The organism is Rhodococcus sp. AD45-ID, from assembly GCF_003023755.1.
GTDB lineage: Bacteria > Actinomycetota > Actinomycetes > Mycobacteriales > Mycobacteriaceae > Rhodococcus_F > Rhodococcus_F globerula.
On the sequence record NZ_PYHL01000003.1, the window covers coordinates 1,131,494 to 1,158,458 of the forward strand.

Genomic DNA, 26,965 nt, shown 5'->3' on the forward strand with positions numbered 1-26,965 from the left:
GGCAGGGCTCCTGACTGTGTGAAAGTGGAAAGCTCAGTGGGACTTGGGCATCACGCGGCCGGCGATGGTGGCCACGACGCGTTGGTATCCCGAACCGACCAGGCGGACCCAGGCGTCGAGTGCGATGGCGTCCATGCCGATGAGGACGCGTGGCTTACCCTTGCGAACCCCGTTCACGATGGTCTTGGCTGCATCCTCAGGAGTGGTGCGCGCCAACTTACGATCGAAGAACTCGGAGAATGACGCGAGGTCCTCGCCCGGTCCGGCAGTGGCGTTGCGCGCGATGGCCGTCTTGATTCCGCCGGGGTGCACACAGGTCACCTTCACCGGGCTCTTGGCGATCAGCATCTCCTGGCGCAGTGACTCGGTGAAGCCGCGAACTGCGAACTTTGCCGAGTTGTATGCACTCTGACCGGGCATCGACAGCAAGCCGAACAGGCTCGAGATGTTGATGATGTGGCCGTCGCCGGATGCGATGACATGCGGCAGGAATGCTTTGGTGCCGTTGACAACTCCCCAGAAATCGACATCCATGACGCGTTCGAAGTCCTTGAATTCGGACTTCTCGAATGTGCCGTGGTACGCGATACCCGCATTGTTGTAGATCTGGTTGATCTTGCCGAAGTGGGCGGCAACCGCGTCGGCGTACTCGAGAACCGCTTCGCGCTGGGTGACGTCGAGGTGGTCCGACTTCACCTGGGCACCAAGAGCTTCCACGAGGCGGGTGGTCTCGGTGAGGCCGACGGTGTCGACGTCGGAGATCGCCAACTTCGCACCCTGCCCGGCCAGGTTCAGTGCGAGTGCGCGGCCGATACCCGATCCCGCTCCGGTGATGACAACAACCTTGCCAACAAAATCACTCATTGTGCTACTGCTTTCTCGTCGTCGAGGTCGATCTGTGATGTGGTTCCGGTGCCGACGGCGCCGAGATCGGACGTGGCGACGCTACGGTACGCCGCGAGGTCGAAATGCTTGGTGGCATTGCGGAACTGGAAGGTGAAACCGGGCCACAGGGTGGTGTTGTTTCCGTGCTTGTCCATGTACCAGCTGGCGCAACCGCCGTTGTTCCAGACGCTCTTGGACATCGCTGCCTGCAGGTCCTTGTTGTACTTTTCCTGCTTGTCGCTGCGAACCTCGATGGTGCCGATGTCGTACTTGTCGATGGTGGCGATCGCGTCGACGAGGTAGTTGAGCTGCGATTCGATCATGAACACCATGGACGAGTGGCCGAGACCGGTGTTGGGGCCGACGAGGAAGAACATGTTGGGGAAGTTGGCAACGGCTGCGCCCTTGTATCCCTGCATGCCGGTGTCTTCGAAGACCTCGGCGAGCGAGCGTCCGTCCTTGCCGAAGATTCCCGCAAAGGTGGGGGAGTCGGTGACGTGGAAACCGGTGGCCACGACGATGGCGTCGATCTCACGCGTGGTTCCCGTCTTCGACACGATGCCGGTGGCGGTAACTTCCTCGATGCCTTCTGTCACCAGGTCGACGTTGTCCTGGGCAAGGGTGGGGAAGTAGTTGTTGGAGATCAGCATGCGCTTGCAGCCGATCTGGAAGTTGGGGGTGACCTTCTTGCGAAGGGCCTTGTCCTTGATCTGGGCCTTGAGATGACGCTCGGCGGCAAACTGCAGGGGCTTCATGAAGATCGGCGCCTTTGCCAGGCCGACAACCTGGGTCTCGCGCATCCAGTAGATGCCGGTGCGGCACAGCTTCTGGAAACCGGGGAGGTACTTGAACGCGAGGTGCTCGATCTTGGTGTACTCGCGATCTGCGCGGGGCAGAATCCACGGCGCGGTGCGCTGGTACACGTCGAGCTGTGACACCTTCTTGCCGATGGCCGGGACGATCTGGATGGCCGACGCTCCGGTGCCGATAACGGCGACGCGCTTGCCGGTCAGGTCGGCGTCATGGTTCCAGCGTGAGGAGTGGAAGATCTCGCCCTTGAAGCCGTCGATGCCCTTGATGTCGGGGAGGGCGGGCTCGCACAGAGCGCCTACAGCCGACACGACGATCTTGGCGACAAACTCGCCCTTGGTGGTGGAGACCTTCCAGTGTGCGCGATCGTTGTCCCAGTGCGCGGAGAGAACGTCGCAGCCGAAGATGTGCTTGTCCAGTACCTTGTGACGGTTTGCGACGGACTGGATGTACTTGTAGATCTCGGGCTGAGTGGAGAAGGAACGCGTCCACTCGGGGTTGAGTGCAAACGAGTACGAGTACAAATGCGACGGCACGTCGCACGCAGCGCCCGGGTAGCTGTTGTCACGCCAGGTTCCGCCGACGTCGTTGCCTCGCTCGACAACTACGTAGTCGGTGATCCCGGCCTGCGCCAGTTTGATGGCAGCGCCGAGACCGGCAAAACCGCTGCCGATGATCAGCGTGTTCACGTAGCGCGTATCCGCGGCAGATGCTGAAGTATCTGTAACTGGGAGACTCATGTATGGAACGATATGCCGTTGTTGACGAACGGTCAATAGCTTATTGACGTTTATTCAGTAGTCTGTCGATTATGGACGGAGCCAAGCGCACGCGACTGAGTCCGGACGAACGCCGAGCGCAACTGATCGACCTCGGCGCTCGCATGCTCGCCGAACGGCCACTCGAACAGATATCGGTCGAAGACATTGCCGATCAAGCAGGTGTCTCCCGAGGCTTGCTGTTCCACTACTTCGCGTCCAAAAGCGAGTTCCACCTGGCGATAGTCCGGCACACCAGCCAACAGATGCTCGCCCGAACCGAGCCCATCGAAACCGATGATCCGATCGCGACATTACGGTCGGTTCTGGCATCGTACGTCGATTACGTCACTGAAAATCGCACTACGTATGTCTCGTTGTTGCGGGGAACCGCCAGCGGAGATCCGCACATGCGAGAAGTGTTCGAACAGACCCGCGACGTCATGGCGGCGCGAACGCTCGATCAGCTACCCACCATCGGGTTGCCGAGGACCCCGCAGGTCGAGCTGGCAGTACGAGGCTGGATCGCGTTTGTCGAGGAAGCAACCATCAGCTGGCTCCGATCCCCGGCAATCAGCCGCGAAGAACTCATCGAGCTCACGGTGAACGCTCTGCCTGCTCTTGCGTCCGCTGCCGCAGGGCTGACCGTCACGCCGGAACTGCTGCGATAGCACCGGCGAACAGAGAAAAGGCCGGGCCTCACACTCCGTACGGAATGTGAGGCCCGGCCCCTACTTCAAGAAATCAGTTGGTCGGCAGGAATGCCTCGTCGAGGATCTCCTGCTGCTCGACGGCGTGAACCTTGCTCGAACCCGAGGAAGGTGCAGACATCGAACGACGCGAGATGCGACGGATACCGCTCAACGTGCCGGGCAGGAGTTCCGGCAGAGCCAGGCCGAGGAACGGCCATGCGCCCTGGTTGGCCGGCTCTTCCTGAACCCAGCGGTACTCGGTTGCATTCGGGTACCGGTCCAAGGTTTCCTGCAGGCGACGCTTCGGCACCGGGTACAGCTGCTCGACGCGCACGATGGCGACGTCGTTGCGGTTGTCCTTGTGCTTCTTCGCCAGGAGCTCCCAGTACAGCTTGCCGCTGACCAGCAGAACGCGCTTGACCTGATCGCGTGACTCTTCGCCGCTCTCGATGTTCGGCTCTTCGAAGACAGACCGGAACTTGCCGGTGGTGAAGTCTTCGACGTTGCTGACCGCAGCCTTGTTACGCAGCATCGACTTGGGCGTGAAGACCACCAGCGGGCGGCGGATGCCGTCGAGGTGATGGCGACGCAGCAAGTGGAAGTAGCTTGCCGGGGTGGACGGAACGGCAACCGTCATCGAACCCTCGGCGCACAGCTGGAGGAAACGCTCGATGCGGCCGGACGTGTGGTCCGGGCCCTGGCCTTCGTGGCCGTGCGGCAGAAGCAGCACGACGTCGGAGAGCTGACCCCACTTGGCTTCGCCCGAGCTGATGAACTCGTCGATGATGGTCTGCGCGCCGTTGACGAAGTCACCGAACTGCGCTTCCCACAGCACAAGAGCGTCCGGGTTGCCCACGGAGTAGCCGTATTCGAAGCCCAGACCCGCGTACTCGGTGAGTGCGGAGTCGTAGACCATGAACTTGCCACCGTTGCCGGCGTTGGCAGCGATCTCGGCGATCGGGCTGTACTCGTTGCCGGTCTTCCGGTCGATCAGCACAGAGTGACGCTGCGTGAACGTTCCACGCTTGGAGTCCTGACCCGCAAGGCGAATCAGTGCACCCTGCTCGGCCAGTGAACCGAACGCGAGCAACTCGGCGAACGCCCAGTCGACGTGACCCTCGCGGGCCATTTCGCGTCGCTTCTCCGCGACAGGCTTGACACGCGGGTGGGTGGTGAAGCCCTCCGGAACGTTGACAAACGCGTCGCCGATGCGCTCGAGAACGTCGGGAGCAACAGCCGTCGTGAGGCGAGCCGGGGGAGTCTGGTCGAGTTCGACGGACTCCGACGGTTCGGGCTGGAACTTCTCGAGCTCACGGACCTCGTTGAAGACCCGTTCGAGCTGGCCCTGATAGTCGCGAAGTGCGTCTTCGGCTTCCTTGAGCGAGATGTCACCGCGACCGATGAGGGACTCGGTGTAGCTCTTACGAACGCTGCGCTTGGTGTCGATGACGTCGTACATCGCCGGCTGGGTCATCGACGGGTCGTCGCCCTCGTTGTGACCGCGGCGGCGGTAGCAGATGAGGTCGATGACAACGTCCTTGCCGAACTTCTCACGGAAGTCGACAGCCAGCTGAGCAACCCAGACACATGCCTCGGGGTCGTCGCCGTTGACGTGGAATACCGGTGCGGCGATCATCTTCGCGACGTCCGTGCAGTACTCGGACGAGCGTGAGTGCTCCGGTGCGGTGGTGAAACCGACCTGGTTGTTCACGACGATGTGCACCGTGCCGCCGGTGCGGTATCCGCGCAGCAGCGAGAGGTTCAACGTTTCCGCGACAACACCCTGACCGGCAAATGCCGCGTCACCGTGAAGCATGAGCGGGAGAACGGTGAAGCCCTCTTCGCCCTTGTCGAGGATGTCCTGCTTGGCGCGAACCAGGCCTTCGAGAACCGGGTCGACGGCCTCGAGGTGCGACGGGTTGGCCGTCAGGGACACGGCGATGTCGTTGTCACCGAACATCTGGATGTAGGTGCCCGAAGCGCCGAGGTGGTACTTCACGTCGCCGGAGCCGTGAGCGGCGGCCGGGTTCATGTTGCCCTCGAACTCGGTGAAGATCTTCGAGTACGGCTTGCCGACGATGTTGGCCAGCACGTTGAGGCGACCGCGGTGCGGCATGCCGATGACAACCTCGTCGAGCTGATGCTCGGCAGCCTGGTCGATGACGGCGTCCATCATCGGAATGACGGTCTCGGCACCCTCGAGCGAGAAGCGCTTCTGACCGACGTACTTGGTCTGCAGGAAGGTCTCGAAAGCCTCGGCAGCGTTGAGCTTGCTCAGGATGTACTTCTGCTGAGCAACCGTCGGCTTGGCGTGATGTCCTTCGACGCGATCCTGGATCCACTGACGCTGATCCGTCTCGAGGATGTGCGTGTACTCGACACCGACGTGGCGGCAGTACGCGTCGCGAAGCACGCTGAGCACGTCGCGCAGCTTCATCTTCTCTTTGCCGTGGAAGCCGCCGACCTTGAACTCGCGGTCCAGATCCCACAGCGTCAAGCCGTGGCTGATGACGTCGAGGTCGGGGTGGCTGTGGAACTTGTCCTTGACGAACTGCAAGGGGTCCGTATCGGCCATGAGGTGGCCGCGGTCACGGTAGGCCGCGATCAGTTCGAGAACGCGGGTGTTCTTGTCGACCGCGCCTTCCGGCACGTCCTTGCGCCAGCGAACCGGCTCGTACGGGTTGCCGAGTGCGTGGAAGATCTCGTCGTAGAACTCGTCGCTGATCAGCAGGTTGTGGATCGTGCGAAGGAAATCGCCCGATTCGGCACCCTGGATGATGCGGTGGTCGTACGTCGACGTGAGCGTCATCAGCTTGCCGACGCCCATCTCGGCCAGCTTCTCGTCGCTTGCGCCCTGGAACTCGGCGGGGTACTCCATCGCGCCGGCACCGATGATGGCACCCTGGCCCTTCATCAGGCGGGGGACGGAGTGAACCGTGCCGATGCCGCCCGGGTTGGTCAGCGAGATGGTCACGCCGGTGAAGTCTTCGCCGGTGAGCTTGCCTTCACGGGCGCGGCGGACGATGTCCTCGTACGCGGCGTGGAACTGGACGAAGTTCATCGCCTCGGTGTTCCGGATAGCGGCGACGACCAGTGAGCGGTTGCCGTCCTTACCGGGAAGATCGATCGCCAGTCCGAGATTGGTGTGCTCGGGGGTGACCGCGTGCGGCTTGCCGTTGATCTCGGCGAAGTGGCGGTTCATGTTGGGGAACGCGTTGACGGCCTGGATGATCGCGTAGCCCAGCAGGTGGGTGAACGAGATCTTGCCGCCGCGAGTGCGCGCGAGGTGGTTGTTGATGACGATGCGGTTGTCGAACATCAGCTTCGCGGGGATCGCGCGAACGCTGGTAGCGGTCGGGATCTCGAGCGAGGCCGACATGTTCTTGACTACTGCGGCTGCCGCGCCGCGAAGAACCTTCGTCTCTTCCGCGCCGCCGGCCGGAGCCGGCTTCGCGGGAGCGGCCTTGGCGGCCGGGGCGGGCTTGGCCGCAGGCGCTGCGGCGGGCTTGGCAGCGGGCGCTGCGGCGGGCTTGGCCGCGGGCGCAGCGGCCTTCGGCGGAGCCGGGGGTGCGGGCGGAGCGGCTTTGGGAGCAGCAGGCGGAGTGCGTACAGCGGCGGGGGCGGCTGCGTTGCCGTTCGTGGCAGTTCCGTTTCCACCCCCCGTGTTCGCCGACTCCGGCGAGTAATCGGTCAAGAATTCGTGCCAACTCGGATCCACGGACGACGGATCGTCCTGGAAGCGTTGGTACATCTCGTCAACCAGCCACTGGTTCTGTCCGAATTGGGATGTAGAACTGCTGCTCACGGCAGGTGTTCGCCTCGTTTCTATTTCGGTACCCGATCAGAGCGCCTATATACATGAGATTAGCCCGAGCGTGTGACCAGCAATTGTGCGGCACACAATTTGTGATCTGTCTCACGGCGGCGCGTAATCTTTCGACTTCGCGACGCCACTCGGCGGTACAAATCTGTCACTACTGCCGTGCGACGGGGTTACCTTCGACGACAGTTCTCGCTGACAGATTATTCCCTTCGCGCGCCCGAGATGCATCCCAGAGTCTCGAGTAGTGACCATTGGCATACCGCAGGAGCGCGTGCGGGCCGTATTCAACGATACGTCCCCGGTCAACTACGACAATCAGGTCGGCACGTGCGGCCGTCGCGAGGCGGTGTGCAACAACGATCGAGGTCCTTTTCCGGGTGACCGACCGACTTGCTTCGAGGACCATTTTCTCGGTCGCGGGATCAAGCGTCGCGGTCGCTTCGTCGAGCAGCAGGAGGTCCGGGTCGACCAACTCGGCGCGCGCGAGTGCGATGAGCTGTCGCTGTCCGGCCGACAGTCCTTGCCCGCGTTCCCCGACCGGATGATTCATGCCGCCGCGCATGTCGGCGATCGCGCGCAGTGCACCGACGGCGCGTGCGGCCTGCTCGATATCGACATTCGACGCGTCAGGTCTACCGAAGGCGATGTTCTCCGCGACGCTGCCGGTGAACAGATGCGCTTCCTGCGGTACGACGCCCAACCTGTGGCGGTACTGCGATAGGTGAAAATCACGGATGTCGGTGCCGTCGACCTGCACTGATCCGCTGGTCGGATCGTAGAATCTGGCCAGTAGTTTGACCACCGTCGACTTCCCGGCGCCCGTCCGTCCGACCAGCGCCACGGTTGTTCCGGCAGGGATGTGTAGGTCGATATCGGTGAGGGCGTCGACCTCGGCGCCGGAATATCGAAAGCCGACATCTCGCAGATGAACGTCGCCGTCCAGGTGTCCGTCGAGGGAGATCAGGTCCGCGGAGTCGGCTGTTTCGATGGAACTGGGCGCCCGTAGAAGATCCCCGATTCGCTTGAGCCCGACGTTTGCCTGTTGGTAACCGTCGAACACCTGTGAGAGTTGCTGAATCGGTCCGAACAACAAGCCGAGGTACAGAACAAAGGCGATCAGAACACCCGCGGACGTCGAGCCGTCGGACACCTGACGGGCTCCGACGAAGACCACACCCGCAAGCGCGAGATCGGAGAGAAACGCGATGAACGGGAAGTACAGCGAAATTGCCCGCTGTGAACGCATCCGTGACCGGCGGTAGCTTTCGGCGCGCTCGGCAAATCGGCGTGCCGCGCCCTCTTCCCGGCGGTAGGCCTGCGCTGCCCGCAACCCGGTGATGTTCTCCTGGAAATCCGCGTTGACCATGGAGATCCGCTCGCGGGACTGGCTGTACGCCACTGCGGAGAACTTTCGGAAGATCAGGGTCGAGATGATGAGCGGCGGAATGACGGCGAGCGCCACCAACGCCAGGGTCACATCGGTGACGAGGAGGGCGATCGCGATGCCGCCTATCGTCAGGACACTCACGATTGCGGTCGACATTCCGGTCTGGATGAATGACGACAGTGCGTCGACGTCCGTGGTCATCCGGGTCATGATCCGCCCGGACAGTTCGCGCTCGTAGTAGTCGAGACCAAGCCTCTGCAGGTGTGCGTAGCTGCGGATACGTAGCCCGAACAGGACCCGCTCGCCCGCTCGGGCGGTGAGGACCGTCATCACAGCGACTATCGCCCAGCCCGCCACCACCAGCAGCGCGCCCAGTATCGCCGCGACGGTGAGAGTCCCTGAGTTCTTGTCGACAACCCCGTGGTCGATGGCGTACCGAACCAGTGACGGGAAGGCAATCGTCGCAGCGGAATCAAGAGTCAGGCACACGACGACTGCCGCTAGAATCCAGCGAACCGGGCGGAGTATCCGTAGAAGTGAGAACTGCGGATCGGACTCGCGAAGTTGTGCGGTGTCGGTGGTCGGAGCCTCGCGCAGCGGTGGCAACGCGTCGAGCGCAGCCTCCAACGACGGCGTGATGGCCAGAGCACCGGCCGCACCTGCCGAATCGGCAGGCGATACCGCAGGCCACAGTTGCTCGGCAGTGGGTTCGGAGTGGTCTGGATCGAATGGTTCGATGTCGGTAAGTGCAGGGTCGATGGCTGCCGGCTCATCGCTCGAGGTGGCGAAAAGGGCCCGAAACAGTGGGCACCGCGCTTCCAACTCGTCGACCGTCCCGGAGTCGATGATCCGCCCCTGGTCGAGGACGGCAATTCGATCAGCCAGGGTCAGGGTCGATCGGCGGTGCGCAAGGATGAGAGTTGTCTGCCTCCGCCTGGCCCGGAACGCGTCGAAGATCGCGGCTTCGGTGGCAGCATCGACGGCCGAGGTGGCGTCGTCGAGGATGAGGATTCGAGGGTTCACGAGTAGGGCGCGCGCGAGCGCGATGCGCTGACGTTGCCCGCCTGAGAGCGTCAGACCGCGTTCACCGACAACGGTGTCGTAACCGTCCGGAAGCGCCTCGATGAACTCGTCGGCGTGGGCCATTGCGGCCGCTGCGCGGATGTCGTCGGCGGACGCGTCCGCGCGGCCTAGGGCGATGTTGGCGGCGACGGTGTCGGAGAACAGGAACGGCTCGTCGAAGGCCAGGCCGATTGCAGCGCGGAGTTGCTCGCTGCGAAGTTCGCTGATCGGCAGCGACGCGTCGGCGCTGTCGAGACTGATGGTCCCGGACTCGGGCGCGTAGAAGCGGGGGAGCAGCAGCGACAGTGCTGTTTTTCCCGAACCGGCTGGTCCGACGACGGCGACGGTCTCGCCTGGTTTGATCTGCAGGTCGAGACCGGACAAGACGCGGCGGTCGGAATCGAAGCCGAAAGTGACGTCGTCGAACGTGACCCCGAGCGGTCCGTCGGGGAGATCGAGCGGATGGTCGGGTTCGGCGATGTCGGGCCCCGCGCCGATTACGTCGTAGACGCGTTCGACGGCGGCGCGGGCGAGTTGTGCCATCACCACGACGGAGGACAGCGTGCGCGTGACCGCGGTCATCGTCACGATGTAGGTCGCGAACGCGAGGAAAGTACCGATGGTGATCTGGCCGTGGAGTGCAAGATAACCACCGACAGCGATCACTGCCACCTGTCCCAGTTGGGGTAGTGCGGCCATCGTCGGCGTGAAACGTGAGTTGATCCGGGCCACGCGCATCCGTTCGCTATAGAGCGTTCGGCCGTGTTTCTCGAGTTGATCGATTGCTCGTTCTTCTTGCCCGAATCCCTTCACCACCCGAACCCCGGTGACGGTTTCCTCGACGTGCTGGGCGAGGTCGGCGGCGCGCTGCTGCGCCGACCAGGTGGCGGCGTAGAGGGTCGGTCGCATCAGGAAGACCACAAGCCCGACAGCGGGGATGATCGCCAGCGCGATGAGGGTGAGCAGGGGCGAGAGCCACGTCATGATGCCGATGGCCAGCACAAATTGCAGCAGGGCGCCGGCGGACATCGGGACCATCGCGAGCAGACCCTGCACGAGTTGCAGATCGGAGATCGAGCGCGAGACGACCTGCCCGGTGCGGATGTCGTCCTGCCCGCGGCCGTCGAGTCGCTGCAAGGAACCGAGCAACGCGAGTCGCAAGTCGTGCTGGACGTCGAGTGAGAGACGACCGGCCAGCATTCGCCGGCCGTACTGGCAGGCGAAGCGCACGATCGCCAAGCCGGCGATGGCAAGTGCGGTGAGTGTGATGACGGTGCCGGCGTTCTGCTCACCGGCCGCATCGAGGGCATAGCGGGTGAGCAGTGGGAAGGAAATGTCGATGGTTGCGGCGACCACCGTCACGGTGAGCGCGCCGATTGCCAGCCGGCGGTGCAGCCAGCAGGCATGGACCAGTCGGCGTATCCACCCCGGGTTGTCAGCGATCGTGTTCATCTCGATCCACGGTAGACCCGGGGGCAGACACGCTTGATCACTCAGGTGATGTCGCGCATCCTGGTGCGCAGCCAGCCGCCCCCGACGAGTGCGACGACCCATGCGGCGAGGATCATCGCTGCACCCGGCCAGGAACTCAACACGTCGATGTCGATCGAAGGCGCGGCATTGACCAGCACTCCGAGGGTGGCCGACACCGGCAGTGCCTTGCCGATACCGTCGGCACCGACGGCAAAGGCCAAGGCTCGCAGAATCCATTCACCGAAGACGAACCAGCCGACCACGGACAGCATGCCGACCACTTGTGAGCCGGCGAGCAGTGTGACGCCTGCACCGATCAATGCCCACAGCGCGCAGGCGACTATTCCGACGCCACAGATCGCAAACAGATCCGCGGTGAAGCTGAAGTCGCGAGTGAACAGGATCATCGCGCCGACGGCAACGACCTGCACTACCAGTGCGTATCCGACCGCGAACGCGGCAACGACACCCACTTTGGCGGCCAACACTGCGTCGCGTCCGCGGGCGGTGAGGAATGTCGTGGTGAATGTGGCGTAGGTGAATTCGTTGCCCGCGGCGGTTGCACCGAACAACGCCGCAAAGACGAGGGCGATGGTGGTGGGTCCGCCAACCGCGATGGCAGTGGACACGAGATTCACGTCGAACGCGGTGTCGGCTCGCTCGGCAATGGCCTCGACAATCGGACGAGTGAACGACGCGGCCGCGAGCGCAACAACGACTGGTGCCACAGCGAGTGCCCACCAATAGCGCAGCGAGAGGACCTTCTTGATTTCTGCTTGTGCGAGCGTCGTCACCGGTGGCCTCCCGACGGTCCGTAGGCGGTGGGACCGTAGTAGCCCGACGGTGGACTGTAGTGACCGGATGGCGGGCCGTAATGGCTGGATGGCGGACCGTGTCCGGGATGGCCGGTGGCATAGTGCGGTGTGGTCATGGCCACGAACAGTTGCTCGAGATCCGCGTGATCAGCGACGACACTGAAGATCGTGACGCCGGAGGCTGCCGCAACCGGAGCAAGTGCGTCGCTGTCGGTACCGCTGACGGCGAGTCGGCCGTCCGGTGCGATCGTGGCCGCCGTGATCCCGCGGGCGGCCAGCGCCGTCGCGAACAGCGCGGGGTTGGAGCACGAGACCATCAGTCGACTCCGATGTGATGCGCGGAGGGCCTCGACACTGCCGTCGTAGACCAGAGAACCGGCGCTCAGAAGCACCAGGTTGTCCACGACGGGTTCCACCTCGCGCAGCGCCTGGCCCGTGATCAGCACGGTCCGCCCGGACTCGGCAAACGTCGTCAAGAACTGCTGTAACCAGGCCGTGCCTTCGGGGTCGAGTCCGTGGGTGGGTTCGTCGAGGACCAGGATTTCCGGGTCCCCGAGCAGCGCTGTGGCAAGGGCGAGTCGTTGCTGCATTCCCAGTGAGAAAAGTCCGATTCTGCGGTCGGACGCCGAACTGAGTCCGACTACCGCGAGAACCTGTGTCGTTCGCGGGGCGGGCAGGCCGATCGCGGCAGCGTAGATGTCGAGGTGAGCGCGCGCCGTCCGCGCTGGATGGAGGCCGCGTGTATCGAGGACAGCACCCACAGTCCGGGCGGGCGACGCCAATTTCGAGATGGGGAGACCGTTGATCGTCGCGGATCCATCGCTGGGCGTCACTAAACCGAGCAGCATGCGCAGAGTCGTGGTTTTTCCGGCGCCTGCGGGGCCGAGCAAGCCGGTGATCGAGCCGGCGTGGACGTCGAAGCTCAGGTCGTTGACCGCCCGTGCCGCTTTGAACGTCTTGGTCAAACCGCGAACTTCGATGGGCGCGGAGACCCGCCCCGGTGCACTACTGGTCAAAGATGCTCCCGCGTCGACGGACGTTGTGTTGTGTCGAGCCTACGTTCTCGGCTGTTATCCGCGGAGTACCCGAGTGGTGGTGGCGGGATCGGGTGCGAAGTCGTCCTCGGGGAGTATGACGAGGTGATCGGTCCAGCGCACCGGGGCCGGGCCAAAGGCGTCGCGCGCATTCTTGACGACGCCCTTACCGATGACGCGGTTGCCTGCGCCACCGATGACCGCGCCGATCCCGGCGGGGACCAGCTTGCCGAGTATGAGTGCGCTTCGCTTTGCGGCGTATTTCATCACGAACTTGCGGACCAGCGTGCTGTTCATTCCGCGCATCGTGGAACTCGGGATTTTGCTGGTGATCGCGGTGCCCCAGTTCTTGGCGGTGACCCCGGTGACCTTCTGGACGATTTCCATGCCGGATTCGCCGAGGGCGACAGCGAGGACGAGGGCGCGTCGTTGTTGGTGGTTCTCGATGGAGATTCCGTGGACCGACGCAACTGCCAGAGTGAGAAGTGCCGATGCTTCGAGGAAGAATGCCGACTCCGCGCCGACCGCGGCGATCGATGCCACAGTTCCGACGCCGGGGATTGCGGCTGTGGCGCCGACCGCGCTGCCGCTTCCTGTGACGGCCAGGAGAAACATCTTCTCGAGTCGATCGATGATCTGGGCCGGAGACTCGTCCGGATGCGAGTGCCTGACGTGCTCCACGTATTTGGCGACGGCCGGCGCCTGGAGGCGGCTGCCGTTGTCGAGTACCGAGATGAGGATTTTCTCGACCCGCCCGGCGTCGTTGCTGCTTGCGTTGTCGATCGACTTGGCCATCGCTCTGCCCCTCCACAGGTGTCCACTCTGCAATCGGTGAACTTCGCTGTCGAGGATAGGTGAAGTTTTACAGCGGAGCAGGTGGCCTGCGCCATAGGCTTGTGCTGTGTAGTACGAGAGGGAAGGGGACTGCTGTGGGAACCGATGCTGTGGGAACCAATGCTGTGGGAACCGTAGTGTGGCCGACGCTGGTGTATGCCGATGCCCGAGCGGCTGTCGATTTTCTGGTGAAGGCCTTCGGCTTTGTGGAGAAAGCGCTGTACGCCGACGGTGACGTCGTTGCGCATGCTCAGCTCGACTGGCCCGGTGGCGGTGGGGTCATGTTGGGTTCGCCCCGCGCCGATTCGTCGATTGCCGGTCTACCGCCGGGAGTGGGTTCTGTGTACATCGTTGTCGACGATGCCGACGGCCTCCATGATCGGGCTGTTGCCGCCGGCGCCGTGATCACGCAGGGTCTTCGCGACGAAGATTACGGTTCGCGGGGTTTCACGTGCCGTGATCCTGAGGGCGTGTTCTGGAGTTTCGGAACGTACGGCGGGGAGTAGTTCTTTACCCGATCTCGGGTTACCGTGTCGCCCAATGTTCTTGCGGCACTACCTCGCTCGGGATCGGTGGATGCGGCGGCGTGCCGTCTCCGAACGGCCGGCCGCCGAGTTGTTCGCGGCCGTGTGGTTCGAGCCAGTGCGTAAGTTCCGGCCCCTTGGGAACAATCTGGCTGGGATTGACGTCGGAATGAACGATGTAATAGTGCTGCTTGATCTGGGTGAAGTCGATGGTGTCGCCGAACCCGGGGGTCTGGAAGAGGTCACGGGCATAGTCCCACAGCACCGGCATCTCGGTGAGTTTGCTTCTGTTGCACTTGAAGTGGCCGTGGTAGACGGGATCGAATCGGGCTAGCGTCGTGAACAGTCGGACGTCCGCTTCGGTAATGGTGTCGCCGACCAGGAAACGTTGCCGTGCAAGGCGTTCCGTCAGCCAGTCCAGTCGCGCGAACAGTTGGTCGTATGCCTTGTCGTAGGCTTCCTGGGATCCGGCAAAGCCGCAGCGATAGACACCGTTGTTGACGTCGCGGAATACTTGTTCTGCAACATCGTCGATTTCGGTGCGGAGAGCCTCCGGATACAGATCCGGTGCCCCTTCTCGGTGGTACTTCTTCCACTCGGTGGACAGATCCAGTGTGATCTGCGGGAAGTTGTTTGTGACGACCTTGCCGGTCGCGATCTCCACCATCGCCGGCACCGTGATGCCGCGCGAGTAATTGGGGTCGCGGGCAAAATATGCGTCCTGTAGTCGGGGGATTTTCAGAACCGGATCGACGCCGCCGGGGTCGAGATCAAAAGTCCAACTGCGTTTGTCGTGGACCGGTCCGCAGATTCCCATCGACAGAACATCTTCCAGGCCTAGGAGTCGGCGGACGATGATGGCGCGGTTCGCCCATGGGCAGGCGCGCGCGACAATCAATCGATAGCGATTCGGTTCGACGGGATATCCGTCGCGGCCGTCCTCGGTGATACGTGCGGCAATGTAGTTGGTGTCGCGAGTGAATTCGCGGCCTTCTTCGACAAATGTTGCAGAGTTGTCCGCGTTCATGGAGATTCCTCTCGATCGCGTGTCTCTACACAATACGTCGTTGGACCTGCGCCGTGGTGTGTATTCCCAGGACAGTGAAATCGAGTGCGCGTGCGATTGCAGCGCCGCCGAGATGTCCGCTCGGGATGCGGAGTTGCGGTATCAGACCGGCGTCGAGAGCGTCTTCGGCAGCGAGAAAGACTGTTCCGCAAGCCAAACCGCGCCGCCGCTGCGCGGGATCGGTGAGCACCGTGAGATCCGCGACGAATCCTTGGAACTCGCGGTAGGCCGCGCAGGCGAGGGGTTGGTGATCATCCCCGAGTGCTGTGAACCAGTGGTCCTTGGCGCTCAGGTCGGCAACTGTGGCGTCGTCGGGTGGGCAGGATCTGGCCACGTTCATTGCGTCGGATCGCTCGCGGCTGATCAGAAGTTGTTCTGCGGGTGTGTGATCCGTGTAGTCGGGAAGGAATGCGAGCTCGGTGTGCGATGTGAGTCGGCCGCCGTGATCCTTGGTGAGTTCGAGAAGTCGCGTTGGTTCCAGCAGTGAGGCGGCGGCCTCGTTCGCGGTGCGCTGCGTAAACCATTGCGGTCCGACGACGGCTGCTGCCTCGGCGAGTTGCAGTACGTGGACCAGATCGTTGTGATCGTCGTCGACGCGAGCGGTATGCGCCGGACGCAATGCGGAGTCGCCCAAGCCCAGTTCTCGGGCCCACGCGAGTCGGATGATGTCGAAATGATGGTCGTCCACTCGCTACACGCTAGTCCGGTTCGGGTGGGTTGATCGAGATGGCCCGGCGTCGTATATTCCATGTGGACTATTTCAGGTGGAATAGTCAAGAAATAGTCAATTGTTCTTGTCCGGAGAGGGGGATCTCATGGGTGATGTGTCATTGACGCCCTTGGGAATCACCGTTCTGGGCCTGCTGTCCGAGCGTTCGATGCACCCGTACGAGATGTATCAACTCGCCTCGGTCCGCCGGGGGGATCAGCTTGTGAAGATCAAGCCGGGCTCGCTCTATCACACGGTGTCGAGGCTGGAAAAGCAGGAACTGCTCACTTCGATCGGGACGGATCGTGAAGGCAATCGGCCGGAGCGGACGACGTACGAGATCACCGATCGAGGCCGGAGCGCCCTCGAGCACCAATTGCGGGAGATGTTGGCGGTTCCGGTCCGGGAGTATCCGCGCCTGCCTCTTGCGCTCGCAGAAATGCATAACCTGTCCGCTGCAACTGCGTGTCAGATGCTCCGAATACGTCTCGCGCATCTCGACGAGACGATTGCGAAATTCGAGGTCGACTACGAAGCGTTGAAGGCCGCGGAAAAACCACGAATCTTCACGGTGGGCGCCGATTACGCCCACGCACTGACCGTTGCCGAACGAGAGTGGATCGGCGCGTTGGTGACAGACATCGAGAGCGGCGAAATGCCCTGGCTCTCACAAGAACTTCTCGACCGGCTGGCCGGCTCAGCAGGCTCGTCCGCACTACCTAAGGACTGAAGATGGAAAAGCAGGTCAATCCCTGGCACGCGCTGTGGGCGCTGTGTATCGGGTTCTTCATGATTCTCGTGGACAGCACGATCGTTGCGGTGGCCAATCCGGCGATCATGGAGGACCTCGGAACCGACATCAACAAGGTGGTCTGGGTAACGAGCGCCTACCTTCTGGCTTACGCTGTGCCGCTGCTGGTTACGGGTCGATTGGGTGATCGGTTCGGGCCCAAGAACCTGTACATGATCGGACTCGTCCTGTTCACCGCCGCTTCATTGTGGTGCGGTTTGTCCGGCAGCGTCGAACTTCTCATCGTTGCAAGGGCTTTCCAGGGCTTTGGTGCCGCGATGATGACGCCGCAGACGATGGCCGTCATCACCCGTACCTTTGCGCCGAACAAGCGCGGCGCGGCCATGGGTCTGTGGGGCGCCGTTGCCGGTGTTGCCACCCTGGTCGGACCGCTCGCCGGTGGCGTTCTGGTCGACAATCTCGGCTGGGAATGGATCTTCATCGTCAACGTCCCGGTTGGTGTGATTGCCTTCCTGCTGGCGTGGAAGCTGGTTCCGTCGCTGCCGACGAGCGAACACAAATTCGACATCCCCGGGGTGATTCTCAGTGCAGCGGGCATGTTCCTGCTGGTGTTCGGAATCCAGGAGGGAAGCTCGTACGACTGGAACGGATTTGTGTGGAGCCTGATCGGCGCGGGCGTGCTGCTGCTCGTCGTGTTCGTCTTCTACCAGTCACGCAACAAGAACGAACCACTGCTGCCGCTCGGACTCTTCAAGGATCGCAACTTCTCACTCGCCAACGTCGCCATCACAGCAATGGGCTTTGCCATCACGTCGATGGTGCTGCCGCTGATGTTCTACACCCAGGCGGTACGCGGACTCTCGCCGACACAATCGGCATTGTTGCTCGTTCCGATGGCCGTGCTGACGGGTATTTTTGCGCCGATCGTCGGCAAACTCGTCGACAAGACGCACCCTCGCTACATTGCCGGAACCGGCTTCGCGTTGTTTGCCATCGCACTGGGTTGGCTGGCGATGGTGATGACCCCCGATGTCGCAATTTGGGAGCTGTTGCTGCCGATCGGCCTCATCGGATTTGCGAATGCGTGCATCTGGTCGCCGCTGGCCGCCACAGCCACGCACAATCTGCCGCCCCTGCAAGCGGGTGCCGGAGCCGGTGTCTACAACACCACACGCCAGGTGGGTGCGGTTCTCGGTAGCGCCGCGATAGGCGCGTTGATCACCGCGCGGTTGGCTGCACAGGGCCTCACCGGCGGCAGTTCCGAAGCCGGCGTCGGACATCTGCCCGAGGTAGTCCGCGAACCGTTCAGCACCGCGATGTCGCAGTCCGTGTGGCTCCCGGCCGCGGTACTCCTCGTCGGATTCGTGGCGTCGGTGTGCTTCGAACGGCCGCAGCGCGGCGACGCCCATGACACGGCGATGGCTGTCAGCGCCGAAGCGAGTCGGGAAACATCACTGAAGGATTGAGAAAATCGTCCCGGCTCAGATGGGGCGAGCGCAGGCGCACTGGGTTGCGGCCAAGGTGCATTCTCCTTGTGTAGCGTCGTGCGTTGCACCGGCGGTCGACGGGGCGGGCATTTCGGTGCTCGCCTCGCGAGGCCACAGCACCCATCCCGAGGCGGCTCCCACCGCCGCAAGGGCTGCGAGGATGCTCCAGGTGAGCGCGAATCCCGCGGTGGTGCCAACCCATCCGGCAATCGGATAGGTGAGCAGCCAGGCAAGGTGCGACAGGGAGAATTGGGCTGCGAACACTTCCGGAATACCCGCGGGGTCTACCGACCGTCGAAGTACCTTTCCGGTCGGGGTGACGATCATGGCCATCCCGGCGCCGATGAGCGCCCACACCGCGGCGGTGAGAATCCACGTGAACACACCGGCAACGGCGAGGGACGCTGCCGCACTTGCGCTGAAGACCAGGACGACGGAACCTGCTGTCATCACGGTGCGTTCGGCGGTTCGGTCGAGGACGCGGGGAAGAGCCAGCGCGGTCAGCAACGTACCGCTACCCGATGCGGCCAGCATCCAGGCCACGTCGGATTGGGTTCCGCCGAGTTGGTCGCGGACGTAGTTGACGGTGTTGACCACGACGATCGAGCCCGCTGCTGCCACCACGAGATTGAGTGCCATGATGCCGCGCAGTCGCGGCGTGGTCACGAAGATCCGCACTCCCGACGCGATCCGGTCCCACGCGTTTCGGTGAGTGCTGGGACGGGCGTTGGGGATTCGGGTGGCCAGCACGAGTAGTGCGGAGACGGCAAAGCCCACCGAGGTGGCGACAAACAACAGGTTGAACGTCATGAAGGACAGCGCGACCGCTGCGAGAACCGGGCTGAGCAGGCTTTCCATCGTGTAAGCGACCTGCGATGCCGACAGTGCGCGGGTGAAATCGGCCTCGTCGGTCACGATGTCCGGGATGACCGCCTGGAATGTGGGTGTGAACGCTGCCGACGCAGCTTGGAGAACACCCACCAGCACGTAGATGTGCCAGATCTCGCTGACGAAGGGCAACGCGATCACCACCGACGCGCGAATGACATCGAGTGCGACGAGGAAAGCCCGTCTCGGCAATCGGTCGACGTACGCCGCCGCGAGTGGGGCGATCAGGACGTACAGGGACATCTTGATCGTCAACGCGGTGGCGAGCACCGCCCCTGCGGACGGTCCCGCCAAGTCATACGCGAGCAGGCCGAGTGCCACCGTCGCCAACCCAGTGCCGAACAGTGCGATGATCTGGGCGCTGAAGAGTAGGCGGTAGTCGCGAATCGCGAACAGACGCAGGCTGTTCCGTTCCGGTGCGGTTCTAGCGGTCCGGTTCATCTGGTTTCACTCCCGCGACAAGATTGAAAGCTCCGGTCAGGACGTTGAGGGCGACGATCCCGACTACATCGGCGATCTCGCGATCACCGTAGCCGTACGCCCGAAGGCCCGCGATGTGTTCATCGGAAATCGAGGCAGGCTCCCGATAGACGCGAAGTCCGAGGTCGATCATTGCCGTGATGGCGGGATCGGCCGATGTGCCCGTGCGGGCACGCTCGATCTCGTCCCATTCGACGCCGTTGGCGTGGGCGGCGGCAACGTGGGCTTCGAGGCAAACAGCGCAACCTTGCTGGACCTGCACGGCGATCGAGATTCGCTCGGTGATCTTGCGGCTGAGTTTCGCTCGCTTCATTGCCCGGCTGAGTTGCAGATAGCCACCCAGTACGGCGGGCGAATGAGCCATCGCGGCGACCATGTCACCGACCTGTCCGTGACGGTTGACGAGTTCGGCGAGAAGGTCTTTCGATGCACCGACAGCGGTGGCCGGTGTGAGAGATGCAAGGCGCGACATAATGAGTCCTAAGTCGTTCCGCCGGTGGTGGGTTCGGCCGGTGATCGCCGGCCGAACCCACCACCGGAGTTGGTCAAGAATTGACGGTGGAGTGAACGGTTTCAGGCTCTTCGACCTTGGTCGACCGCATCACGACCGCGGTGATTGCTGCGCCCACCACTGCGATGACGGCGGCACCGAAGAACACTGCGGAGAACCCGTTCGTCAGCTCGGTCGGATTGCCGAGTTGATCGGCGCCGAACACCGCTGCAATCGCAGTCATCACCGCGAGACCGACAGCCGAGCCGACCTGGTAACTGACATTGACGATGCCCGAAGCCAATCCGCCTTCTTCCGGGCGCGCGGCCGAAATCGCCGTACCCAGTGAAGGAATGAACGCCAGCGTCATACCGGCCGCGGCCACCAACGATGCCGGCAGCACGTCGACCCAGAAGTTACCGGTGGGCCGGATCAACGACATCCACCCCAATCCGATTCCCAGCACCAGCAAACCGGCGACGATCATTGCTTTTGCACCGAACCGCGCCATGGCCCGTGGCGCGACGACGATCATGCCGAGCATGACGAAGATCGTCATCGGCAGCAGAGCCGCGCCGGCGGGGAAGGCGCTGTATCCGAGCACTTGCTGCAGGTACAGGTTCAGGAAGAACCACATCGGTATCCAGGCCGCGCCGAGGACGAGCTGAGCGACGTTCGCGGCACCGAGGTTGGGCGCCTTGAAGATTCCCAGCCGCACCAGTGGTTCCCGACGCTTGGACTGGATCAACACGAATGCGCCCAACAATGCGGCCGAGACGGCGAGCGCAAGCCACGTCTGCCCGGATCCCCAACCGACGTCAGGTGCTCTGACGATGCCGAAGACTCCGACGGCGAGGCCTGCGGTGACCGCCAGTGCGCCGAGGAAGTCGATCGATCCGGTGCGTGCCGGTGCATTCGGCATCAGGATGGGCGTAGCGATCAATGCGATGACTGCGATGGGGATGTTCAGATAGAAAACCCAAGGCCAGCTGGCGTATTCGGTTATGGCGCCGCCGAGGAACACTCCGGCAGTACCGCCGGCCGGCGCCGCGGCACCGTAGATGGACAGCGCCTTGGTCATCTCCTTTTGCGTGCTGCCGAACAGCATCATCAGCAAGGTGAGCGCCGACGGCGCGATGAGTGCTGCTCCGGCACCCTGAACTGCGCGACCGGCAAGTTCGACGGCGACGTTGCCGGCGGCACCGGCGACGACGGAACCGATCAGCAGGATCAGCCAACCGGCGGTGAACACTCGGCGCGCGCCGAACAGATCCGACAGACGCCCGCCGAGGAGGAGCAGCCCGCCGAAGGCGATGACGTAGGCATTGAAGACCCAGGTCAGGCCTTCCTGGGAGAAGCCGAGATCGCTCTGCATCTGGGGGAGAGCGACACCGATGATCGAGGTGTCCATGATGACCATGAACTGAGCGGCGGCGATCAACGCCAACGCCCACCACTTACGGGTGGATCTAGGTTGTGTGGACATTCTAGTTTCCTTACGGGTACGGGGTATATGTGATGTTTGCGAGGTCTGGGAGTGTCATAGTCGAGGCGTCGCGACATCGGGGCTGCGGATCGATGAAATGCCCGGAAACAATGCGCTTTTCGAACTCGATCGGCCGGCGCTCGGCGTAGGTGCGCATCGGATCTCCTTCGAGTGAATTCGGGGTGATTTGTTTTGTTCGTTGCATACCCTAGGGGGGTATGGTAAAAATTGCAATAGGTTCGGCGAGAGCGGAACCTTGCACAGACGGCAACGGAAGTGCTGTCGACCCAACCTTTGGAGGGCAAGATGTTCAGCGAAAACGGCTACACATTGGAATTGGCAACGTCGGAGGCGGCCGTCGGCAGTCGCGTACCCCTGCAGTTCCGGATCGTGGATGCGACCGGATCTCCGTTGATCCGGTACACGGATACTCACGACAAGCAGCTACATCTGATCGTGGTCGGCCGCGACCTGACCGGATTCCAGCACGTGCATCCCGAACTGGACGCGTCTGGAACCTGGCATGTTTCAGTAGATTTCGCGCATGCAGGGGAGTATCGGGTCTTCGCTGACTTCACTCCTGACGGTGGCGACGGAATCACGCTGAGTGCGGATGTACACGTTTCCGGCGCCTATGACCCCCGGCCGTTGCCTGCTGCGGCCGCCACCACGACGGTCGACGGCTACATCGTCTCCCTCGACGGCGCAGCCCACGCCGGCCAGACATCGAAGCTCACGCTCTCGGTCAGCCGAGGCGGTCACCCGGTCACAGACTTGCAGCCCTACCTTGCCGCCTATGGGCATCTGGTTGCGCTGCGAGCCTCCGACCTCGCGTATCTCCACGTCCACCCGGACGGCCATCCCGGTGACGGTGTTACCCCAGCCGGACCGGCAATCACCTTCTACGCCACCATGCCGAGCGCTGAGGATTACCGATTGTTCTTGGACTTCAAACACGACGGAGTGGTGCGTACGGCCGAATTCACTCTGACTGCCGACAATGCGACCGCGCCCGTGTCAGAGCACGCACACGCTCACCACGGGCACTGAACTCGAACGCCGACATGCAGAATGAGACTGCCCCGTCAATTGCCAGACGGGCGTGGGCGGTAGCCAGGCATCCTGTGGTTCTCGCCGCGGCACGCTGTGCGGCAAGGTGCGCGCTGACTGCCCTGCAGGACAACCGAAGCCGAAAGGTTCACAGCGTCTAGTTGTCAGCGCCGAAGGGAGTCGGGAAACATCACTGCACGATTGAGAAAGTCGTCCGGATCGAAGGCTCGCTTGATCGCCCACATCGCGCCGATGTCCTCCGGCGTGAGCGCCATGTCGAGGTAATTGCGTTTGAGCGAGCCGACTCCGTGTTCGGAACTGATATTTCCGCCGTAGTGACGCACCAGTTCGAGAATACGGAGGTAGACGGCGTCGGCGTCGGGGCAATTCAGGACGTTCAGATGGATGTTTCCTTCGGCCACATGACCGAACAGGATCGGGATCGCTTCCGGTGCGTATTCTGCGACAACGCCGACCGCCGAGTCCGCGAATGCCGCCAGTGTGTCAAGGGGGAGTGCCGCGTCGAACTTCAGAGGTGGTCCGAACAATCCTACGACTTCCGCGAAACATTCACGTGCAGACCATAATCGGGCCGAACCGGCCGTGTCGAGCGCTACGGCGGGCGCATCCGGTGGATTGATCCGGTCCATGATTGCGCTCACGTCTTCGGAAGGGTCGTGGGCGCCGGATACCTCTGCCAGCAGATACCATCGGCGTCCCGTCGGAACGCCGGCGCCAAGTCGGTTCGCAGCAAGTTCCAATCCGCGGCCGTCGAGTAGTTCAAGCGCGTCGACGCCGCCGACGGTGCGCAGAATGCGACCCGCGTCGACAACGGCGCCCAGTGAATCGAACCCGGTGAGTGTTGTGACGCGGTGTCTCGGCACGGGGTGAAGTGCCAGGTCGACGCGTGTGATCACCCCGAGAGTTCCCTCGCTGCCCACCCAGAGCGCTGGCAGGTTGTAGCCGGAGTTGTCGACGCGGACGGCTACCTCACGGCGCACGGTGGTGCCGTCTGGAAGAACAACTTCGAGTCCGGTGACCTGCTCCGCCATGTTGCCGTATCGAACCGTGTGCAGCCCACCGGCGTTGGTGGCAGCCATACCGCCGATTGTCGCGGTATCACGCGACGCGATATCGACGCCGAACTTCAGTCCGGCATGGGCAGCAGCGGAATGTACTTGTGCGAGTGTCACTCCCGCGTCGACGGTGATCCTCCCCGCGGCGGCGTCGACCTCGCCGATCGTCGTGAGACGTTCGGTGGAGAGCAGGACGTCGTCGTGTTCGGGCACGGTTCCGGCGACAAGTCCGGTGCGTCCACCCTGCACGGTGACGGGTGCGCCGAATTGTCGGCAGACGTTCAGTGCTGCGGCTACTTCGGCCGTATCGGCGGGGCGGACCAGGGCCTGGGCACGTCCGCTGTATCTGCCCGTGTGATCGACCGAGTGGGAGCGCAGAACATCGGGATCGTCGGTGACGAACCGTTGTCCCACAACGTCGGCAAGCGCTTTTCTCAGACCGTCCACTCCCTGATCGTATGTCGCCCGCGGTGTGGCAAGGTGACGGCCATGACTGCTTCCGAACCGCATCCCACCCGTCTCGAGCGAATCATCACCGATGGCGGTGCCGAGGTTGCCGTGCTGACGTTTGCACACGGACCGCTCAATCTGTTCGATCAGGCGATGTTCGACGCAGTGATCGCCGATATCGCGTCGTTGACGGCTGCGCCGCCGCGCGCGGTGTTGCTGAGGGCCGAGGGCAAGGTCAACTCGGCCGGCGTCGACGTCCATGTTTTCGACGGTTTGACTGCCGAGCAGGGCGCCGAGTTGTGGCGCGAGCTTTTTGCGCAGATCTGCCATCCACTAGAGGCGCTTCCGTGTCCGGTGGTCTACGCCGCGCATGGGTTGACGCTGACGGCTGCGTTCGAGATTTCGCTGGCCTGCGACATCATTCTTGCCGCGCCCAAGGCGAAGTTCGGTTTGGTGGAGACAGTGGTCGGGTTGACGCCGTCGATGGGTGGGCCGCAACGCCTGGCCGAGCGTGCGGGTTCCGGACGCGCTCGCGAACTGGTGATGACGGGCGACCTGTACGACGCGGCGACGCTTGCATCATGGGGTGTGGTCAATGCCGTTCACGACGATGTCGACGCAGCCGCGCGGGCACTGGTTGCGCGGTTGGCCGACGGGCCGACGCGGGCGCATGATGCGACCAAGCAGATCGTATCGGCGTGGCGTTCCGGCGGAATCGCTCATGCCGATGCGGTGACACCGACAGTGTCGGGGGCGTTGTTCGAAACCGAGGACCTTCGCGGCGCCGTGCGCAGCTTCCTCGATGTAGGTCCAGGAAAGGCCGTCTACACAGGCAAGTAAGCACACGGGTATCGCCAGAGTGCTCCACTACCTGTGACTCACGTCATATAGTCGAATGGCGCGGGTGTGGGTTTGTCACGGTCTGTGGAGGTACAGATGCGGTCGAGGCTTGTGGAGTATCACTGTTCGAATGGGCTGCTCACGGATACGCGGGTCAGTCGGGCGACGGACGGTCTGCTGCGTTACCGGCAGTTGGATCCGTCGTTGTCGGAGTTACTCGACGTTGCGGTGCACCGGTTCGCCGGGCGAACTGCGGTCGAGGAAGTGCACGGAGAACAGGTCACCTACGCCGAACTGTGGGCTGAAGCGTCTCGGGTGGCCGGCGGGTTGAAGTCGCGGGGAATCGAGATCGGCGATCGGGTGGCCATCCGGTTTGCGGCCGGCGTTCGGTGGCTGGAAGCGTGCCTCGGAGTCATTCTGGCCGGTGGGGTTCCGGTGTCTCTCGGCATGGCGTGGGGCGACGCGGAGGTTTCCGCGGTGATTGCGGACAGTGGATCGGTGTTGGTGCTCGATGGGGAATTGCCGCACGGGGTTCCGTTCATCGACGACGGTGCTGCGCCGGACGAGTTGGCGGTTCTGGCGTACACGGCGGATCCGTCCGGCGCGATGCTTGGCGTCGAATTGAGCAACGAGAATGTGCTCTCGACAATCGAAGGGCTTCTGCATTCGCGTGACTACGGCGTCGAGGGTGTGCGGAATCTTCTGGTGGACAGCGATTTTCGATCCGTCCGGGAGCTTGTTCATGTGCTCGCCACGTTGGTGATCGGCGGCACCGTTGTTGTGGCGGGTGATTTTTGGCGTGAGTCCGCCCATACCGTCGACATTCTCACCGGGCGCCCCGAGGATCTCCTCGAACCACGATTGCTTGCGGTGGGTCCGGCGGCGCGAGCAGCCTCGCGATCGGTGAAGTGGGTGGACTGCAGTGGGTCTCCGGTAACGGCCGAGCAGGAAGACAAGCTACTGGCGGCGTTTCCGGCCGCTCAGCATGTGATGGGTTGGGGAAAGACCGAGACGTGTGGCGGAGGTCTGATCTTGCCGATCGAATCGGCTTCGACACATTTAGGGAGCGTGGGAATCGCTTTTGGCGGAATGGAAGTCGCGTTGTACGGCCCCGATGCACCGGGGGGATACGGCGAACTGTGGTGCCGCGGGCCGAGTGTCGCGCGTCGGTACTGGAATTCGCCGGAAGTGACGTCGTCGCGTTTCATGCAGGGCTGGTTCTGCACCCATGACACCGCACAGATCGATGCGGAGGGCTTCGTCCGTATTGTCGAACGAAACGCAGCATGAGCATGCGCGGTGTCGAAAGACTACGAGAGGGAGATGCATGGCAGACGAGGTTCTCACCGAGCGGCGTGGGCGGACGCTGATCATCACGATCAACCGGCCCGAGGCACGAAACGCGATCAACGCCGCGGTCAGCCACGGATTGGCAGCAGCTGTCGAAGAACTCGACGGTAATGACGAGCTGTCGTTGGCAGTGCTGACCGGTGCGGGCGGAAATTTCTGTGCCGGTATGGACCTCAAGGCGTTTGTGGCCGGCGAGAACGTACTGGTTCCGGGCCGCGGTCTCGGTTTCACCGAGGGGCCGCCGCGAAAGCCGATCATTTCGGCGGTCGAGGGCTTTGCCTTGGCAGGCGGCACCGAGTTGGTGCTGGCCACCGATCTGGTGGTTGCCTCTCGCGAAGCCAAGTTCGGTATCCCCGAGGTCAAGCGGGGTCTGGTCGCAGGCGCCGGCGGATTGTTCCGTCTACCCAAGCGCATTCCGTATCAGAAGGCCCTGGAATATGCCTTGACCGGAGACGCTTTCACAGCGGAGGAAGCGCACTCGTACGGTTTGGTGAACACACTGACAGAACCAGGTCAGGCGTTGGACGGTGCGCTGGATCTCGCCGACCGCATCAGCCGTAACGGTCCGCTCGCCGTCACGGTCACCAAAGAGATCATGGTCAAGGCCGCCGGATGGTCGGACGACGAGGCATTTGCCAACCAGATGCAGTTGTTGGCGCCGATTTTCGTATCCGAGGACGCACGTGAAGGCGCGACGGCTTTTGCCGAGAAGCGCGCGCCGGTATGGAAGGGTCGGTAACACGAC

General features: G+C 63.0%; 21 protein-coding genes. 8 read left to right on the plus strand and 13 right to left on the minus strand.

From position 1 onward, the window contains the following. Positions 1–33 precede the first annotated feature (33 nt). Positions 34–864: an SDR family oxidoreductase gene (locus C7T36_RS29515; protein WP_045069520.1), complete on the minus strand. Its 831-nt coding sequence runs from the start codon at positions 862–864 to the stop codon at positions 34–36. After that, positions 861–2,435 carry an NAD(P)/FAD-dependent oxidoreductase gene (locus tag C7T36_RS29520; protein WP_045069522.1) on the minus strand — a complete coding sequence of 525 codons (1,575 nt, stop codon included), beginning with the start codon at positions 2,433–2,435 and terminating at the stop codon, positions 861–863. Before C7T36_RS29520 ends, C7T36_RS29515 begins: the two co-directional genes overlap by 4 nt. Before the next feature lie 71 nt (positions 2,436–2,506). Between C7T36_RS29520 and C7T36_RS29525 the strand changes: the two genes are divergently transcribed. Further along, the gene (locus C7T36_RS29525) at positions 2,507–3,124 is read left to right on the plus strand and encodes a TetR/AcrR family transcriptional regulator (RefSeq protein ID WP_033236702.1); all 618 of its coding nucleotides are present in this window, start codon (positions 2,507–2,509) and stop codon (positions 3,122–3,124) included. Positions 3,125–3,197: 73 nt separating this feature from the next. Here the strand turns inward: C7T36_RS29525 and C7T36_RS29530 are convergent, their stop codons facing one another. From C7T36_RS29530 to C7T36_RS29550, 5 genes are all read right to left on the minus strand, one after another. After that, positions 3,198–6,950: a multifunctional oxoglutarate decarboxylase/oxoglutarate dehydrogenase thiamine pyrophosphate-binding subunit/dihydrolipoyllysine-residue succinyltransferase subunit gene (locus C7T36_RS29530; protein ID WP_033236703.1), complete on the minus strand. Its 3,753-nt coding sequence runs from the start codon at positions 6,948–6,950 to the stop codon at positions 3,198–3,200. A gap of 169 nt (positions 6,951–7,119) precedes the next feature. Then, a complete protein-coding gene (locus C7T36_RS29535; RefSeq protein ID WP_045069524.1) occupies positions 7,120–10,869 on the minus strand; it encodes an ABC transporter ATP-binding protein in 3,750 nt (1,249 codons plus the stop codon). Positions 10,870–10,910: 41 nt separating this feature from the next. Beyond that, entirely contained in the window at positions 10,911–11,684 is a 774-nt protein-coding gene (locus C7T36_RS29540) for an ABC transporter permease (protein ID WP_045069527.1), read from the minus strand. Next, complete coding sequence (locus C7T36_RS29545) at positions 11,681–12,721, minus strand: ABC transporter ATP-binding protein (protein ID WP_045069530.1); 1,041 nt, start codon at positions 12,719–12,721, stop codon at positions 11,681–11,683. The genes C7T36_RS29540 and C7T36_RS29545 overlap by 4 nt, the downstream gene beginning before the upstream one ends. A 54-nt stretch (positions 12,722–12,775) precedes the next feature. Continuing rightward, positions 12,776–13,534, minus strand: a complete 759-nt coding sequence (locus C7T36_RS29550; RefSeq protein WP_045069533.1) for a hypothetical protein — start codon at positions 13,532–13,534, stop codon at positions 12,776–12,778. 176 nt (positions 13,535–13,710) lie between these two features. Between C7T36_RS29550 and C7T36_RS29555 the strand changes: the two genes are divergently transcribed. Continuing rightward, complete coding sequence (locus tag C7T36_RS29555) at positions 13,711–14,079, plus strand: VOC family protein (RefSeq protein WP_033236744.1); 369 nt, start codon at positions 13,711–13,713, stop codon at positions 14,077–14,079. Positions 14,080–14,098: 19 nt separating this feature from the next. Here C7T36_RS29555 and C7T36_RS29560 read toward each other — a convergent pair whose 3' ends face one another. Beyond that, positions 14,099–15,124, minus strand: a complete 1,026-nt coding sequence (locus C7T36_RS29560) for a glutathione S-transferase family protein (RefSeq protein WP_033236708.1) — start codon at positions 15,122–15,124, stop codon at positions 14,099–14,101. A 25-nt stretch (positions 15,125–15,149) separates the two neighbouring features. Next, positions 15,150–15,851 carry a GNAT family N-acetyltransferase gene (locus C7T36_RS29565; protein ID WP_045069535.1) on the minus strand — a complete coding sequence of 234 codons (702 nt, stop codon included), beginning with the start codon at positions 15,849–15,851 and terminating at the stop codon, positions 15,150–15,152. Between the two features lie 127 nt (positions 15,852–15,978). Between C7T36_RS29565 and C7T36_RS29570 the strand changes: the two genes are divergently transcribed. Together C7T36_RS29570 and C7T36_RS29575 are read left to right on the plus strand one after the other, a co-directional pair. Beyond that, the gene (locus tag C7T36_RS29570; protein WP_045069538.1) at positions 15,979–16,602 is read left to right on the plus strand and encodes a PadR family transcriptional regulator; all 624 of its coding nucleotides are present in this window, start codon (positions 15,979–15,981) and stop codon (positions 16,600–16,602) included. 2 nt (positions 16,603–16,604) lie between these two features. Continuing rightward, on the plus strand, positions 16,605–18,089 hold the full coding sequence (locus tag C7T36_RS29575; RefSeq protein ID WP_033236711.1) for a DHA2 family efflux MFS transporter permease subunit: 1,485 nt from the start codon (positions 16,605–16,607) through the stop codon (positions 18,087–18,089). Positions 18,090–18,104: 15 nt separating this feature from the next. Here the strand turns inward: C7T36_RS29575 and C7T36_RS29580 are convergent, their stop codons facing one another. The 3 genes from C7T36_RS29580 to C7T36_RS29590 form a co-directional block, all read right to left on the minus strand. Beyond that, positions 18,105–19,439, minus strand: a complete 1,335-nt coding sequence (locus C7T36_RS29580; protein ID WP_181317517.1) for an MFS transporter — start codon at positions 19,437–19,439, stop codon at positions 18,105–18,107. Next, a complete protein-coding gene (locus C7T36_RS29585; protein WP_045069541.1) occupies positions 19,423–19,950 on the minus strand; it encodes a carboxymuconolactone decarboxylase family protein in 528 nt (175 codons plus the stop codon). Before C7T36_RS29585 ends, C7T36_RS29580 begins: the two co-directional genes overlap by 17 nt. Positions 19,951–20,023: 73 nt before the next feature. Continuing rightward, a complete protein-coding gene (locus C7T36_RS29590; RefSeq protein WP_045069544.1) occupies positions 20,024–21,454 on the minus strand; it encodes an MFS transporter in 1,431 nt (476 codons plus the stop codon). Between the two features lie 306 nt (positions 21,455–21,760). Between C7T36_RS29590 and C7T36_RS29600 the strand changes: the two genes are divergently transcribed. Continuing rightward, the gene (locus C7T36_RS29600; RefSeq protein WP_045069907.1) at positions 21,761–22,504 is read left to right on the plus strand and encodes a hypothetical protein; all 744 of its coding nucleotides are present in this window, start codon (positions 21,761–21,763) and stop codon (positions 22,502–22,504) included. 164 nt (positions 22,505–22,668) lie between these two features. Here the strand turns inward: C7T36_RS29600 and C7T36_RS29605 are convergent, their stop codons facing one another. Next, positions 22,669–24,027: an FAD-binding oxidoreductase gene (locus C7T36_RS29605; protein ID WP_045069548.1), complete on the minus strand. Its 1,359-nt coding sequence runs from the start codon at positions 24,025–24,027 to the stop codon at positions 22,669–22,671. A gap of 42 nt (positions 24,028–24,069) precedes the next feature. Between C7T36_RS29605 and C7T36_RS29610 the strand changes: the two genes are divergently transcribed. The 3 genes from C7T36_RS29610 (at position 24,070) to C7T36_RS29620 (ending at position 26,959) form a co-directional block, all read left to right on the plus strand. Further along, positions 24,070–24,870 (plus strand): enoyl-CoA hydratase/isomerase family protein, encoded by an 801-nt coding sequence (locus tag C7T36_RS29610; RefSeq protein ID WP_045069551.1) that lies wholly within the window; start codon positions 24,070–24,072, stop codon positions 24,868–24,870. A gap of 96 nt (positions 24,871–24,966) precedes the next feature. Beyond that, positions 24,967–26,160, plus strand: a complete 1,194-nt coding sequence (locus tag C7T36_RS29615) for a class I adenylate-forming enzyme family protein (RefSeq protein ID WP_033236716.1) — start codon at positions 24,967–24,969, stop codon at positions 26,158–26,160. Positions 26,161–26,197: 37 nt separating this feature from the next. Then, entirely contained in the window at positions 26,198–26,959 is a 762-nt protein-coding gene (locus C7T36_RS29620) for a crotonase/enoyl-CoA hydratase family protein (RefSeq protein WP_045069554.1), read from the plus strand. Positions 26,960–26,965 lie beyond the last annotated feature (6 nt).